Source organism: Pseudotamlana haliotis, from assembly GCF_008806375.1.
Taxonomy (GTDB): Bacteria; Bacteroidota; Bacteroidia; order Flavobacteriales; family Flavobacteriaceae; genus Pseudotamlana; species Pseudotamlana haliotis.
The window spans coordinates 42208-56842 of the sequence record NZ_WAAT01000050.1; the positions used below are offsets into that span (position 1 = coordinate 42208).

15 protein-coding genes are annotated in these 14635 nt (G+C 35.4%); 7 read left to right on the forward strand and 8 right to left on the reverse strand.

Annotated elements, in window-relative coordinates; translation table 11 throughout:
* Positions 1–81 precede the first annotated feature (81 nt).
* The 5 genes from F6U93_RS11535 to F6U93_RS11555 all read left to right on the forward strand — a co-directional run bounded on the left by F6U93_RS11535 (position 82) and on the right by F6U93_RS11555 (position 6351).
* Positions 82–1032, forward strand: coding sequence for a hypothetical protein (locus F6U93_RS11535; RefSeq protein ID WP_150939958.1), 951 nt, complete (start codon positions 82–84; stop codon positions 1030–1032).
* A gap of 422 nt (positions 1033–1454) precedes the next feature.
* The gene (locus F6U93_RS11540; RefSeq protein WP_150939960.1) at positions 1455–2531 is read left to right on the forward strand and encodes a glycosyltransferase; all 1077 of its coding nucleotides are present in this window, start codon (positions 1455–1457) and stop codon (positions 2529–2531) included.
* Positions 2528–3886, forward strand: a complete 1359-nt coding sequence (locus F6U93_RS11545; protein ID WP_150939962.1) for an O-antigen ligase family protein — start codon at positions 2528–2530, stop codon at positions 3884–3886. Before F6U93_RS11540 ends, F6U93_RS11545 begins: the two co-directional genes overlap by 4 nt.
* A gap of 6 nt (positions 3887–3892) precedes the next feature.
* Positions 3893–4915 carry a glycosyltransferase family 4 protein gene (locus tag F6U93_RS11550; RefSeq protein WP_150939964.1) on the forward strand — a complete coding sequence of 341 codons (1023 nt, stop codon included), beginning with the start codon at positions 3893–3895 and terminating at the stop codon, positions 4913–4915.
* 44 nt (positions 4916–4959) lie between these two features.
* A complete protein-coding gene (locus tag F6U93_RS11555; protein ID WP_150939966.1) occupies positions 4960–6351 on the forward strand; it encodes a sugar transferase in 1392 nt (463 codons plus the stop codon).
* Between the two features lie 131 nt (positions 6352–6482).
* Here the strand turns inward: F6U93_RS11555 and F6U93_RS11560 are convergent, their stop codons facing one another.
* The 4 genes from F6U93_RS11560 to F6U93_RS11575 all read right to left on the reverse strand — a co-directional run bounded on the left by F6U93_RS11560 (position 6483) and on the right by F6U93_RS11575 (position 9465).
* Complete coding sequence (locus tag F6U93_RS11560) at positions 6483–6905, reverse strand: type II toxin-antitoxin system VapC family toxin (protein ID WP_150939968.1); 423 nt, start codon at positions 6903–6905, stop codon at positions 6483–6485.
* Complete coding sequence (locus tag F6U93_RS11565; RefSeq protein WP_150939970.1) at positions 6902–7150, reverse strand: DUF6364 family protein; 249 nt, start codon at positions 7148–7150, stop codon at positions 6902–6904. Before F6U93_RS11565 ends, F6U93_RS11560 begins: the two co-directional genes overlap by 4 nt.
* A 78-nt stretch (positions 7151–7228) precedes the next feature.
* Positions 7229–8398, reverse strand: coding sequence for a lipoprotein N-acyltransferase Lnb domain-containing protein (locus tag F6U93_RS11570; protein ID WP_225312683.1), 1170 nt, complete (start codon positions 8396–8398; stop codon positions 7229–7231).
* On the reverse strand, positions 8395–9465 hold the full coding sequence (locus F6U93_RS11575; RefSeq protein WP_449421230.1) for a putative type IX sorting system protein PorV2: 1071 nt from the start codon (positions 9463–9465) through the stop codon (positions 8395–8397). Before F6U93_RS11575 ends, F6U93_RS11570 begins: the two co-directional genes overlap by 4 nt.
* A 313-nt stretch (positions 9466–9778) precedes the next feature.
* Between F6U93_RS11575 and F6U93_RS11580 the strand changes: the two genes are divergently transcribed.
* Together F6U93_RS11580 and F6U93_RS11585 are read left to right on the forward strand one after the other, a co-directional pair.
* A complete protein-coding gene (locus F6U93_RS11580; RefSeq protein WP_150939974.1) occupies positions 9779–10528 on the forward strand; it encodes a CDP-alcohol phosphatidyltransferase family protein in 750 nt (249 codons plus the stop codon).
* A 4-nt stretch (positions 10529–10532) separates the two neighbouring features.
* Positions 10533–11420 (forward strand): DUF808 domain-containing protein, encoded by an 888-nt coding sequence (locus tag F6U93_RS11585; RefSeq protein ID WP_150939976.1) that lies wholly within the window; start codon positions 10533–10535, stop codon positions 11418–11420.
* A 222-nt stretch (positions 11421–11642) separates the two neighbouring features.
* On the opposite strand, the gene lptB is transcribed toward F6U93_RS11585, so the two are convergent.
* From lptB to F6U93_RS11605, 4 genes are all read right to left on the reverse strand, one after another.
* Positions 11643–12383 (reverse strand): LPS export ABC transporter ATP-binding protein, encoded by a 741-nt coding sequence (gene lptB / locus F6U93_RS11590; protein ID WP_150939978.1) that lies wholly within the window; start codon positions 12381–12383, stop codon positions 11643–11645.
* A gap of 74 nt (positions 12384–12457) precedes the next feature.
* On the reverse strand, positions 12458–12805 hold the full coding sequence (locus tag F6U93_RS11595) for a carboxymuconolactone decarboxylase family protein (protein ID WP_150939981.1): 348 nt from the start codon (positions 12803–12805) through the stop codon (positions 12458–12460).
* Positions 12795–13622 carry a twin-arginine translocase subunit TatC gene (tatC, locus tag F6U93_RS11600; RefSeq protein WP_150939983.1) on the reverse strand — a complete coding sequence of 276 codons (828 nt, stop codon included), beginning with the start codon at positions 13620–13622 and terminating at the stop codon, positions 12795–12797. The genes F6U93_RS11595 and tatC overlap by 11 nt, the downstream gene beginning before the upstream one ends.
* Complete coding sequence (locus tag F6U93_RS11605; RefSeq protein WP_150939985.1) at positions 13622–14587, reverse strand: KpsF/GutQ family sugar-phosphate isomerase; 966 nt, start codon at positions 14585–14587, stop codon at positions 13622–13624. Before F6U93_RS11605 ends, tatC begins: the two co-directional genes overlap by 1 nt.
* Positions 14588–14635 lie beyond the last annotated feature (48 nt).

Sequence of the window (14635 nt, forward strand, 5' to 3'; positions counted from 1 at the left end):
GACACTATCCTATAAAGTGTGTGAGTACAGAATATCATATCTGATTCCAAAGAAACGTTATCATATTCAAATAAATCAATAATGAAAAAAAGGATTTTACTAGTTTTAACGCTATGTTTTTTTTGCTCTTGTAGACAAGAAAAATCAAAAACTATTGAGAGAAAATTAAAAACAAAATCAGAAAATCTAACTTTAACTCAAAGTACATACACCTACGCTGTTTCCGATACGATAATCACCTCTCCTAATATTATTTTCGTTATACCAAATACGGCAGAAATAGAAATGCTCAAAAAAAAACATGGAGAGGATAACTTTTATACAATAGCCGATGATGCTAGTTTTTACATGGCGGAAATCACAAAGATTCTGAATTTTAAAGATGTTGTGTGTTCTTCAAAAAATAGTTTTTCTTTCGTTAAAGAAAGTATGACAATAAACAAGAAGGATTTTAAAGACTCATGGTTTATTATAGATTATGTTCAGGGAAAACCTTTAAAATATTCACTGATCGATTATTACTCAAAATTAAATAGCCAGGTCAAATCATTCTCGGTCTTTAAAAACAATAAGGATTTCTTTATTAAAGATATAGACATTAATAATGATGGTATTATGGATAAAGTGGTGAGTAATAAGCCTTATAAGGGAAATGGGGTGTATTTCTTTTGTAAAGAAAACAATAGATATGTTTTTGCTTTGAAAAGTGTTAATTTTTCAGAAGACGGAGGAAACATAATTAAGGATATTTACCCTTCAAAAGAGGATGAAAATACATTTGTTTTACATACAGTATTTCCTGATGGTGGAAATTTTCAATCTTTTCATTACATTAAGTATGTTGATACTAATAATTGGGAGTTAGATAAAACAGTATATGAAAAAACAAACTGGCAAGATTCAAAAACGTATGTGTGTAATATACAACAAGGTGTTAATATGAAAAATTTTATTTCAGGAGAAGGATTTGAACAATTAAAAACGATCCCTGAGAAGATTTCAGAAAGTAAAATGTGCATACTGAAAAATTGAGATCTTCAGTTAATCAAAGTTCTAGGTGAATTATGAGGTCAAAAATTTTAATTGCATACATTCACCCAAAAGTTGGTCTGACTATAGGATTTTTTTTAGATAAAGTTTTTTGTTGCAAGTCCAACTCTCGGTGATCCTCTGCGAAATCTCCGCGTATTTCGGCGTAATAATTTCTCGAAATACTGCTTAGTCGCAAGGTGAATTAAGTAAAAAATTGGTAAAAATTCGTGTCAAAAATAAGATTTCGAGGTGAAATCTGTGAAAATCAGTGAAATCTGTGTCTGAAACCCTTGCTGATCCTCCGTGAAATCTCCGCGCATCTCCGCGTAACAACCCAACCCAACAACCAATCCATCAAAAAACTACCCATACCCCATGTCCTTTTAAAGAATACAATTATATTTATCCCTTAAAAAGCAAAAGTGCGGGTATTACAACTAATAGATTCTTTAAATGCGGGGGGCGCCGAACGCATGGCAGTAAATTACGCCAATGCATTAACGTCTCGTTTAGAGGGGGCCTATTTGTGTGCTACTCGAGAAGAAGGATTGCTTAAAGAGAGTCTTTCTGAAAATGTAGGGTATCTGTTTTTAAATAGAAAAAAAACGATTGATTTATCTGCAATAAAGCGTTTAAGTACGTTCGTGAAGCAGGAGCACATAGATGTGATTCATGCCCATGCCACTTCGTTCTTTTTGGCCACACTTATAAAAATATTAAATCCGAAACTGATTTTAGTCTGGCACGACCATTACGGGAACAGTGAGTTTTTAGAAAACCGACCATTGTTTGTGTTAAGAAGGTGCTCGGCATGGTTTAGCCACATTTTTACGGTGAATTCGAAACTTGAAGCATGGGCTAGAACTAAACTGCCATCAGTACCAGTATCCTATTTACCTAATTTCGCTCAAGTGGATACCAATAAACCCAAGACTGGGTTAAAAGGAACCAAAGGCAAACGTATTTTGTGTTTGGCAAATTTGCGTCCGCAAAAAGACCACCTAAATCTCCTAAAAGCTTTCCAATTAGTATTAGAAAAATATTCAGATTGGACGTTGCATTTGCTTGGAAAGGATTTTAAAGATGATTATGCTTCAGAAATTAAAGGCTATATTAATAAAAACCACTTAAATAAAAATGTTTTTCTTTACGGTAGTTGTACAGATATCAACCATGTTTTAAAGCAAGGTGATATTGGCGTTTTAGGGTCAAAGTCTGAAGGTTTACCTTTAGCATTATTAGAATATGGTTTAGCAGGGCTCCCTGTGGTGGCTACACAAGTGGGAGACTGCTATAAGGTGGTATCGAAGCCTAACGAAGGTATTTTGGTTGAGCCAAATAACCATAAAGATTTATCTCAAGCCATTTTAAAGTATATAGAGCATGAAAATTTACGACATTTGGCTGCAACGCATTTAAAAGCAAAAGTATTAAGTGATTTTTCAGAAACAGCTGTTATAGAATCTTTAATCTCCATATATAATTCACATAAATTATGAAACTGACCTTATTTTATAAATTGCTCGGTTTTCATGTGGTTTTGGCCATTGGAGTGTACCTTTTTCAACCTCTGGCTTTGTTATACTTTTTATTTACTACAGTTTTTTTTAGTTATAAAATTTTAAAGGCTTCTAGAAAGTATAAATCCTTCTATGTTTTAATAGCTTGTGCTTATGTGGTAGGAATCGAAGTGTTTTTAAGGATGAATGGGGGTACTATTTTTTATGAAGCAAGCAAATATCTCGTGATTGTATTTTCTGTGATGGGCATTTTGAGTAATGGTTTTTCTAGGCAGTCTTTAATTTATGTGGTGTATATCCTGCTGTTAATTCCGGGTATTTTCGTAGCCGTTGCCGATATGGGCTTTGAAACGAATATCAGGAAAGCGATTGCTTTTAATTTGAGTGGTCCTGTTTGTTTGGGGATTGCCGCTATTTTCTGTTATAGGCGCACCGTAACCATCAACCAATTAAAAATTATTCTATGGGCTTTTTTATTGCCCTTAGTAAGCATAACCACTTATTTGTTTTTGTATACACCTGATTTAAGGGAGGTAATTACAGGTACAGGTTCAAATTTTGCAACCTCAGGAGGTTTTGGTCCTAACCAAGTGGCTACAGTTTTAGGGATCGGTATTTTTGTTTTAGCGGTTCGATTTTTTATTTCCAAGGAAGCGATTTGGCATAAAACTTTCGACTTGATACTTTTAGGTTTGTTAAGTTTTAGGGCTTTAGCTACCTTAAGTCGAGGCGGCGTGATTACAGCAGTAATTATGATTATTGCTTTTTTAGGCATGTATTACCTAAAAGGGAATTTAAAAACGAAGTTCAAAATTAAGTTTTTAGGACTCATTTTTTCCGGAGCAATCGTGCTTATTTGGTTGGTGAGTTCTATTCAAACCAGCGGGTATTTGGATAAACGTTATGCGAATCAGGATGCGGCGGGACGCGAAAAGGAAGATGTGACCACCGGTCGTGTCGATTTATTTACTCAAGAATTTAATGAGTTTTTAGATCACCCTTTTTTTGGGGTAGGCGTGGGGAAGATAAAAGAAATTCGATTCAATGAAACAGGAATAGTAGCTGCCTCACACAACGAAATGAGCCGTATTATTTCAGAACACGGACTTATGGGGATTTTGGCCTTTTCAATTCTATTGTTTGCACCGCTAGTTTACCGCATCGGCAACAGGCAAAACTTATTTTTCTTTTCCTTTTATTTTTTCTGGTTGCTAACCATAAATCATTCGGCGATGCGTATTGCGGCTCCAGGGTTTGTTTATGCGCTGTCCTTGTTAAATGTGAGTTATAAAACTCCAGTAAAACCTAAAAAAACAGAAGGAGAGTCTGCTTAAAACTTTATGAAAAAACTACTCTACATAGGCAACCAGTTAGCCCAAAGCAACAAAACAGTTACAACCATCGATACCTTAAGTCGGTTGCTGACTAATTCTGGTTACCATGTGATTACGGCCTCTAGTAAAGCAAATAAAATATGGCGTTTGTTGGATATGCTTAGCCGTATTGTGAAGCACAGAAAGGGTTTGGATTATGTACTTATTGATACCTACAGTACAGATAATTTTTATTATGCTGTTTGCTGCGGAAGTCTAAGCAAGTGGTTGGGAATTAAATACGTCCCGATTTTGCACGGCGGAAATTTACCAAATCGTTTGAAGCACACTCCAAGGCTTTCAAAACTATTATTCAATTGTGCTTATATAAATGTAGCGCCTTCTCAATATACCCAGTCAAATTTTGAAGCTTTTGGCTATTCGAATACGATTTGTATTCCTAACACCATAGAATTAAGTAATTATCCGTTCGAATTACGCACTACTAAGGTGATTAAGTTACTTTGGGTGCGTTCTTTTTCTGAAATATATAATCCGAAATTAGCCGTTGATATTCTGAAAATTTTAAAAGACAAGAAAATTTCTGCTGAATTATGCATGGTTGGCCCAGAGGTAGACGGAAGCTTGAAGAGCACCAAAGATTATGCTGAAAGCCTAGGTGTTCAGGTAACCTTTACAGGGAAATTGTCAAAACAAGAGTGGATTGACCTTTCAAAAAATTATAACATTTTCATAAACACCACCAATGTAGATAACATGCCGGTAAGTGTGATTGAAGCCATGGCTTTAGGATTGTTTGTGGTCTCTACCGATGTCGGCGGCATGCCTTTTTTGATAGAAAATCATAAAACCGGCATTTTAGTAAAACCCAATGATGCACAGGCTTTTGCTAATACGATTATGAAATTTTCCGAAAACACCTCACAAATAGAAAACATGACTTTAAAGGCTCGTGAAGCTGCCGAACAATACGCCTGGAAAAATGTTGAAAAACAATGGTTGAAAGTTTTTAATGAAAGTCAGGTATAGTGTAACGGACTTATTATCTTTACCATCCCTCAAAAATTTAATCCATGGCTAAAAGTAATCTGCATTTTAATATATCAGAACGTAAAATAATATTACGAATTTTTGATGTGTTTTCTATATTGGGGGTCTTGTATTTAGTAAGCCAAATTCTTCATTTTGATTATTTTACCATAAACAAGGAGAATTGGACTTGGGTGTTTGTATTGGTGTTGTATGTTTCTGTTTTCGGCTCCATTTTCGAACTTTACGATCTACAGAAATCCAGCAAAATTGAAAGCATTGCTTTTGGAATTGGTATTACGGTTTCTGTAACGGTGTTATTTTACCTGCTAACACCTTTTTATACGCCAGTTTTACCCAATAACCGACTTCAAATTTTAGTGTTTTATTTTGCCATGCTCGTTGCGCTTTTTGTGTGGAGATGGGCTTATATCTTATTAATTACATCTCCTAGGTTCTATAAAAAAGTATTGATCATTGGTGAAATTAGTACCATTGAAAAGGTCGTTCGTGCTTTTGATGAAACCGACCCCAATTATAAGATTGTTGCTTTTGTGAATTGTGAAACGGATAAGCAAAACAGTATTCAAATTGAAGGAGTTGAAGAGTATCACCCTGATGCTATTGAAGATGTTATTGCTTCGGAAGGCATTTCGGAAGTTATTGTAGCCAGTTATCACGCTGAAACGATTACACCAGAGATTTATAAGACACTAATCAAGTTACTTGAGGAAGGTTTTCCTATTAATGAATACACAAACGTCTATGAGGAAATGACTCAAAGGGTGCCGGTTCAGTTTGTAGGAAAGGATTTTTATAAATATTTCCCCTTTAGTAGAAATAATCAAAATAAATTATATCTGTTTTTTAGACGAATCTTCGACTTAATACTATCGGTAGTAGGCTTATCAATCGGACTCCTTTTTCTTCCGCTTATATTAGCTGGAAACCTTATAGGAAATCGTGGACCACTCATTTATACACAAGAACGTGTGGGTAAAAATGGTAAACCTTTTAAGATTATAAAATACCGTACCATGATTAAAAATGCGGAGGATTCAGGGGCCGTATGGGCACAGAAGGGCGATGCACGAATTACACCTTTTGGGAAATTTATGCGTCATACCAGATTAGATGAATTTCCGCAGTTTATCAATATCATAAAAGGGGACATGAGTTTTGTCGGACCAAGGCCCGAACGCCAAGTGTTTGTAGATGCTTTGTCAAAGGAATTACCGTTTTATGAAACCCGTCACATCGTAAAACCTGGATTAACAGGTTGGGCGCAAGTGAAAACCCGATATGGCGCATCGTTAGATGATAGTTTACTGAAGCTACAGTATGATTTATACTACATCAAACACCGCGGCTTCTATCTCGATATGATAATCTTAGTAAAAACCATGAGTACCGTAGTCTTCCTAAGAGGACAGTAGTGCTTTAATCTAAGCCTACTTAAATTACTATTTACCATCTTAAGCCCTTGAGGTTCTAGGCTATGAGTAGTGGCTAGGATTTTCAGAAGTAGGCGAGAACGAGCAATTACCCATAGCAATGTTGGTTGTAGTTATATTTTACTCAAAGATTTTAAAAATTCATCTGCTGTCATAACAGGTAACAATGATTTTTTAAAGTCCTTTCCATTTCTTGTTATTATTATTTCACATTCTGATTCTGTTGCACTGAAATATTGCAAAGCATCTTCAAAGTCCTTAATTGAGGAATTGAGTCCTTTTTCAATCGTTTGTTCATCGAGTGAGCATATTTGACAGATTATCTTAAATTTTCTTAGTTTTTCTCTTGCTATTTTTCCGTTCTCAAATTTTTCGAGAAAATAGTTTACAGTAGCAAACGAAATAGGGGATACAACCATTGTTAATTTTTCTTTTTCAGCTAACGTTGCGATTTTTGCAATCGGTTCGTAAAATGGCTTGCGCTCTCCTAGAAAGTCCAACATCACATTGGTATCTATAAATATTCTTTTACTCATTTATATTTCTCAATTAAAAAATCTGAATATTCTTTTTTATTATCCAAATTAGATGGAATTTCAGTTCCGGTTGAGATACTTTTTACGAATGGTGAAATTTCAAATTCAGAGGTGTCACTTTCAGATGTCAAAGATTGTAAATAGGCTTCTACAATTCTAGACAAACTCATTTTTTTGTTGGAAGCATACTCTTTTGCTTTTTCAATAATATGTTGATTAAGCTTTAATGTTAGTTTAGTATCCATAACAGAATTATTTTATACGTACAAATATAATAAAATAATCCGTATTGTTTGTTCTGTCGATGATTTTTGATGTGCGGTCTAATTACGCCTAACTACTAAATAAACATACCGAACCAACAAAGCTAAAACCACAGGAATCAATCCAATCGCAAAAACTTGCACGCCAATAATCCAATGTAAAGTCATTAGACACAATAGGATAATTAGTAGTTTTACATATTTCACAAACCAGGCGGAAGGTGTAGCCTTAAAAAACTGACCAATCACAAAAAGGTTTAAAGCAAATGCCCAAAGCAGATTGTAATTATGATGCGTACCCTGATGGTCTGTAGCAAACCAAAGAAGTAGTAGTAGCACGCCAATAATACCTGTAACAACAAATATCACCACATCAAGCCACTTGCTTTGCTTTTTCTTCTTATAATCTTGAAAAGTGATAAACATGATGAACGCACTAAGAAGTCCTAAAATGAATAGGGGACTGCTAAAAAAGTTGTTTGGCTTCTTTATGTTTTGTTGTTCGTATAAAACGCGGTGAGATGCCACAAGTGGGGTGTTGTTACCGTGAATGGTTGCGTTTTCAAAGAATATATAAATGTTTTTAGGCAGAAACATGTGGTCTTCAGGTGTGGCAGTTCTATCGATTACCGAACCTAAACAAATATCAATGCCCAAGCTGCCCCAAGAGTTTTTGTTCAGTTCATTTTGAATGAGTGTACGAAAGCTTGCGTCTTCAAAATCTTTAGGGGTGTTAAAAGTGATGTTGTTATTGACTGCAATACTAGTCACATCCTTGATTTTAGTTGCGCAATTATCAAAAAAGAAATCGTACAAGTATCCTCGATTTTCAGGCTTGTAATTATCAATTAAATAATCGTATAGCTTTTGTTTTTCCGCTTGCGAAAGGTTTAAGGTTTGTTCACGAATCGAGCGGTCGTAGTAGCGGTATATTTGATAAAAACGGTTGTATTCCGTTTTACTGATTAAATAATTTAGCTTACCCTGAGCGAATTTTAAATAAAAGTTAGGCGTGTCAAAATCGTATTCGCCATAGCCATAAACCACATCAAGCCCCGATAAACGGTCTTTAATTCTGAAGCCACTGTGTCCAAAAGCATCATTTAAGTTATTGCCAGGACCCACAGTGAGTACACTTATTGTGGCGGTTTCAGATAAAATATGTTGTTGGGCTGAGCTTAGCGAAATTGCTAAAAGGAAAAAGAGAATACTTAGTGTTTTTTGCATCATCTAAAAATACTAAAATCGAGTTTCAATGAAAAGACATTAGAATATAAAGCCACACTTTGATCACCAATATCTGTAAATGCATAATCCACCTGAATGCCTTTGTAGTTAAAGCCTACGCCAAAGGTTGGTTGAAAGGTTAATTGTTCAGAATGGTCAATTTGAAGTTCATTTTGAAAATTCCCCATACCACCACGTAAGTATACCATATCGATATAACCAAATTCAAAACCCAATGCTGGATTTACACTTGCAAACGAGGAGGATATCACATCATTGTTTTCTTCAAATCGTACGTTTAAATTCATTGAAGTCAGTAAGCTATAATCGTAATTAAAGTTGACTTTTTTTGAGATTCCTACTTGTAGTTTCGGAATGGTGAGTTCGGTCGTTTCTGGTAAATCTTGGTTTTCACCCGGAATAGCATCTTGTATGGTTTCAAACTGTTCTTCATCAATAGCCCAAGTGTTATAAGTCGTTGTAATATCTCTAGCCATCACACCAAACTTCCAGTTGTTGTTGGTTTCAAATTGCATTCCAAAATCCAAGCCAAAACCCCAGGAAGTGGCAAATTCACCAATAATACGTCTAATCACTTTGGCGTTTACGCCGTAATTTAGTCCTTGAACGGGGAGGTGCCTGGCGTATGAAAAGGTTAAGCCGTAATCTGCAGTAGAGAATAAACTAATTCGGTCATAGTTAATATTACCTTGCGCATCGATGAGTTGAGTGGTATTAAGAATATCATCAACAGCAAAACGAATGAGCGAGAACCCCACAGCACTACGATCGTCTAAAGGCATGGCGAAAGCCGCATAATCGTAATTGGCAATATTGGCAAAGTAGCTGGAGTGCATAAGTGCCGCTTGATTGTCTTCTAGTTTTAAAAGTCCTGCGGGATTCCAATAGCCTGAATTAACATCGGCGGAATGCGAGGTTACAGCATTACTCATGCCTAAAGCCGCAGCATCAACACCAATATTCATAAACTCGTTAGAGTATTTTCTAGCGGTTTGTCCAAAAGCAGAAAGCGAAAGGATAAAAATGAATACGATTAGGTTGGTTCTCAAATGTAAATTTTTTACAAATATGCACATAAATTATAAACCTATAAACTGCAATTTATACTAGTTATTGTTTATTCGTTATTACAGCCGAAATTTGTTTGTTATTTTTACTGAAATTTTGAGCTCGATTTGAAAAAGTTGTTGTTTTAATTCTTGGAATTAGGAAACGTAAATTAGAGTGTTTTGTCAGGAACCTGATATGTCAGCTTGAGCCTGTCGAAAGACATGATTAGCATTGATTAAGTTGCGCTTCGACAAGCTCAGCATGACAGACTAAGTATAAATAGTAAAAAACTAAAACCATTTCATCTAAATTATGAAGAAACACATACCTAATGCGCTAACACTTTTAAATTTATTCAGCGGAAGCATAGCGGTGATTTTGGCAGTCAATAATCAACTTGTAAGCGCTGCTTTTTTTGTGTTTCTGGGTATATTTTTTGATTTCTTTGATGGTTTTGCTGCAAGGAAACTTAATGTTTCTAGTGAACTGGGCTTGCAGTTAGATTCTTTAGCCGATATGGTTACTAGTGGTTTGGTGCCAGGGATCGTGATGTACAAGTTGCTAGAGCTATCACTTCCAGTTTGGGGTGATTCAGAAGCTTCTGAACTAACAGCTTTAAGTTTCGAAAATTTGGAGTTTAATATGATTTTACCGTTTTTCGGACTCCTAGTCACGCTTGGTTCGGCTTATCGATTGGCTAAATTCAATATCGATGAAGAACAACAGTCTTACTTTAAAGGATTACCAACGCCTGCCAATACCATATTAATTTTGGGCTTGCCTTTAATTTTAGAGTTTCAGAGTAGTGAGGTGATTCAAGCAATTATTCTTAATAAATGGTTTTTAATAGGGCTTACTTTTTTAAGCTGCTATATTTTAAATGCCGATATCAAATTATTTGCCTTAAAGTTTAAAAACTTTGGTTTTAAAGATAATGCGATACGTTATGTGTTTTTAATCTTATCACTTGTGTTTATTGTAGTTTTAAAATTTATAGCTATACCTGCAATTATTCTATTGTACCTCATATTATCGGTATTCGATAATGTAACTTCAAAATAAAATCATGGCATCAGGTTTTTTTGCACTATTAGATGATATCGCCAGTTTAATGGATGATGTAGCTGTAATCAGTAAAGTTTCAGCTAAAAAAACAGCGGGTATTTTAGGTGATGATTTGGCGGTAAATGCTGAGAAAGCCACTGGTTTTATGGCTTCTAGAGAGTTACCTGTTTTATGGGCCATTACAAAAGGCTCGCTGCTTAATAAATTAATTATTCTGCCTATAGCCTTTTTGTTAAGTGCTTTTGCGCCATGGGGGATCACCTTAGCTTTAATTTTAGGGGGAGTGTATTTGGCTTTTGAAGGGGTAGAAAAGGTAATTCATTTTTTGTTTCCGCCAAAAGGAAAGCATGAGCTACCAAAAGAAGAAAAAGTCAATATAACGAAAGAAGAACGTGTAATAGCTGAAAAAAAGAAAATTAAGGCTGCTATTTTAACTGATTTTATCCTGTCTATAGAAATTGTAATCATTGCTTTAGGCACGGTGGTGGAACAGCCCATTTTAACGCAAATTCTTGTAGTGAGCATTGTTGCTTTAATTGCAACTATTGGGGTTTACGGTATTGTAGCACTCATTGTGAGAATGGATGATTTCGGATTTAAACTCATCAGTTTAAACGATAGTAAGAAAAGTTGGTCTAGCCTATTAGGAGGCTTACTTGTCAATATGCTGCCGTGGGTGATTAAAACCTTGTCAGTAGTAGGTACTATTGCCTTATTACTTGTGTCAGGTGGTATTTTTGTCCATCATATTGAGCTGTTTCACCACTTTTTAGATGAGCTGCCTTTTGTGGTAAGAGAATTAATTTTCGGAATTTTAATTGGTTTAAGCGCTTTTATTGTTGTGGAAGTTTTTAAACGAATCCTTAGGTTGGTTAAAAGTGAATCGTGAGATGCAAAACGTGAGACGTGAATCGTTAATCGTGAAAAGTTAAAAATGAAAAAAATGGCCACCGATTATACGGTTAAAAACATAAATGTTCCGATTTTATAATAAAGAATACAGGTTCTCAACTTCGCTCGAACATCACTTCTGAAGTTGTTTATTTATGGTGTTCGAGCGGAGTCGAGAACAGTTAAACAAATAAACGATTCAACAAATCAACACTCCCAGCTACTCCCGAATCTTCTTCTTACGCAATTCAAAATTCTGACCTAAATAAACTTTTCTAACCATCTCGTCATTGGCGAGTTCTTCTGGCTCACCGGCTTTAAGAATACTACCTTCAAACATTAAATAAGTTCTATCGGTAATGGCTAAAGTTTCTTGTACGTTGTGGTCTGTAATTAAAATACCAATATTCTTTTTGGTAAGCTGCGCTACAATACGTTGAATATCTTCAACGGCAACAGGGTCAACCCCTGCAAAAGGTTCATCGAGTAAAATAAAATTAGGATCGGTAGCTAAGGCACGTGCAATTTCGGTACGACGACGCTCACCACCAGATAATAAATCACCACGACTTTTACGAATGTGCCCCAAACTAAATTCATCAATAAGGGCCTCCATTTTATGAAGCTGCTCTTTTTTAGAAAGCTTCGTAAGCTGTAACACACTTAAAATATTGTCTTCAATACTTAGTTTTCTAAATACTGAGGCCTCTTGTGCTAAGTAACCAATACCGTTTTGGGCACGTTGGTACATGGGGTATTTGGTAATTTCAGTATTGTCTAAAAATATATGTCCGCCATTAGGTTTTATCAAGCCTACAATCATGTAAAAAGAGGTGGTTTTTCCGGCACCATTAGGGCCTAGAAGTCCGACGATTTCCCCTTGTTTAACTTCAAGAGAAACGTCTTTTACCACTTTTCGTCCGCTATAGGACTTCATTAAATTTTGAGCTTTTAAAATCATAATCTTATGTACTGAATGCCAAAAATACTAAATTGATAAGGAGTAAGGTCGTAATTTTTCTATTTATATTAGGGTTAGCTTTGGGTTTCTAGCTCATCCCAAAACTCATAAGCCCGACGTAAATGCGGAATAACAATCGTGCCCCCAACTAAGGTCGCAATACTCAAAGCTTCAACAACTTCTTCCTTTTTTAAACCTATTTTGTAGGAGGTTTCTAAGTGGTATTTTACACAGTCATCGCAACGTAAAACGGTAGAAGCGACTAACCCTAGTAGTTCTTTTGTTTTAACATCTAAGGCGCCTTCCGCGAAAGCGTTAGTATCTAGATTGAAGATACGTTTTATAATTTTATTGTTGTCGGCTAAAATTTTATCGTTCATTTTAGCGCGGTAGTCGTTGAACTCTTGAACCTTATTTGACATGTTGTTTTTCTTTACGTTTTTGGTTTCTAACTACAATTTTAGAAATAAGAATACTTACTTGGTATAAAATTAATATAGGAATAGCTACAATGACTTGACTCGCAATATCTGGAGGAGTAATAACAGCGGATAGAATGAGTACGATAACCAAAGCATATTTTCTGTATTTCTTTAAAATTTCTGGGGTTACTAAGCCTATTTTAGTAAAGAAATAGATAATAATAGGCAATTCAAAAATAAGTCCAGAGGCCAATGCCGAAGAGCGCACCAAGGCAATATAAGAACTAATATCAATTTGATTATCCACCATCTCAGAGATGCTGTAATTGGCTAAAAAGTTTATAGATAAAGGGGTGACAATATAGTAGCCAAACAGTACGCCAATAAAAAATAGTACCGAAGAAATTATGATGAAACCTCTAGAGTGTTTACGTTCGTCGCTGTGTAAACCAGGGCTTACAAACTTCCATAGTTGGTAAATAATATAGGGGAATGAGATGATGAATCCGCCTAAAATGGCTGTCCAAATATCGGCAGAAAACTGTCCGGCCATGGTTCGGTTTTGTAATATAAGTGGAATTTTTTCATTACAAAATGTTGTGTCTAAGCCCAATAAATTAGCCGTTTTACAAAGGAAATCATAAGTAGGGAAACTCATGTTTAACGGGGCGAAAATGATCTCGTTGAAGATAAATCGACTAAAAATAAAGGCCAATGTTCCTACTAAAACAACAGCACCACAAATACGAATAAGGTGCCAACGTAAATCTTCAAGATGGTCTAAAAAAGACATCTCGTTAATATTCTTTTTCGCCATTATATAATCCCCTCTTTGATTAAATCATGTAAATGAACAATACCGGCGTAATTTCCATCTTCTTCTACCAATAATTGTGAGATTTCGTTACTTTCCATTACTTCTAGAGCTTCAATAGCCATGGCTTTAGAGGCGATCGTTTTAGGATTAGCCCCCATAATGTCTTTAGCTCTCAAACTAGAAAAATCATCCACTTTAGAGAGCATTCTACGCAAATCACCATCAGTAATGATACCAATGATTTTTTGATTTTCAACGACCGCGGTGACACCAAGCATCTTTTCGGTAATTTCAATAATCACCTCTTTAATACTGGTATCAGGCCCCACTTGAGGTTTTTCGTTTACCGATGAAATATCATGAACTGTTAAATATAATTTTTTTCCTAAAGCCCCTCCTGGGTGGTATTTTGCAAAATCATTACTGGTAAAACCTCGTAATTCTAGTAAGCAAATGGCCAAGGCGTCTCCAACAACTAATTGTGCTGTTGTACTGGTGGTTGGTGCTAAATTATTAGGACAAGCTTCTTTTTCGGTGTATGCATTCAGTACAAAATCAGCATGTTGACCTAAAAACGAGTTTTCATTCCCAGTAATGGCTATTAATTTATTTTTCGCACGTTTTATTAGCGGAACAATCACTTTTATTTCTGGTGTGTTACCACTTTTTGATAAGCAAATCACCACATCATCTTCAAGAATGAGGCCTAAATCTCCATGAATGGCATCGGCGGCATGCATAAAAACAGCAGGAGTTCCTGTAGAGTTTAGAGTGGCTACAATTTTGTTTCCAATAATGGCACTTTTACCAATTCCGGTGATAATAACTCGACCTTTGGAGTCATAAATCAGATTAACGGCATTAGCAAAGTCCTCGGTAACAAAGTTAGATAAGTTAGCAATAGCCTGACTTTGCATCTCAATGGTCTGCTTGGCAATATTAATAATAGACTTTTTGTCTTTCAAAATTTCGTATTTTTGATCTGATTTTTAAAGAATTTAGTATCTTTAAGT

Coding starts and splice junctions, on each gene's coding strand:
- F6U93_RS11560 (WP_150939968.1), bottom strand. CDS start 6,905: ATGAGTAAAAGAATATTTATAGATACCAATGTGATGTTGGACTTTCTA.
- F6U93_RS11550 (WP_150939964.1), top strand. CDS start 3,893: ATGAAAAAACTACTCTACATAGGCAACCAGTTAGCCCAAAGCAACAAA.
- F6U93_RS11565 (WP_150939970.1), bottom strand. CDS start 7,150: ATGGATACTAAACTAACATTAAAGCTTAATCAACATATTATTGAAAAA.
- F6U93_RS11595 (WP_150939981.1), bottom strand. CDS start 12,805: ATGTCAAATAAGGTTCAAGAGTTCAACGACTACCGCGCTAAAATGAAC.
- F6U93_RS11585 (WP_150939976.1), top strand. CDS start 10,533: ATGGCATCAGGTTTTTTTGCACTATTAGATGATATCGCCAGTTTAATG.
- F6U93_RS11555 (WP_150939966.1), top strand. CDS start 4,960: ATGGCTAAAAGTAATCTGCATTTTAATATATCAGAACGTAAAATAATA.
- F6U93_RS11580 (WP_150939974.1), top strand. CDS start 9,779: ATGAAGAAACACATACCTAATGCGCTAACACTTTTAAATTTATTCAGC.
- F6U93_RS11535 (WP_150939958.1), top strand. CDS start 82: ATGAAAAAAAGGATTTTACTAGTTTTAACGCTATGTTTTTTTTGCTCT.
- tatC (WP_150939983.1), bottom strand. CDS start 13,622: ATGGCGAAAAAGAATATTAACGAGATGTCTTTTTTAGACCATCTTGAA.
- lptB (WP_150939978.1), bottom strand. CDS start 12,383: ATGATTTTAAAAGCTCAAAATTTAATGAAGTCCTATAGCGGACGAAAA.
- F6U93_RS11570 (WP_225312683.1), bottom strand. CDS start 8,398: ATGATGCAAAAAACACTAAGTATTCTCTTTTTCCTTTTAGCAATTTCG.
- F6U93_RS11545 (WP_150939962.1), top strand. CDS start 2,528: ATGAAACTGACCTTATTTTATAAATTGCTCGGTTTTCATGTGGTTTTG.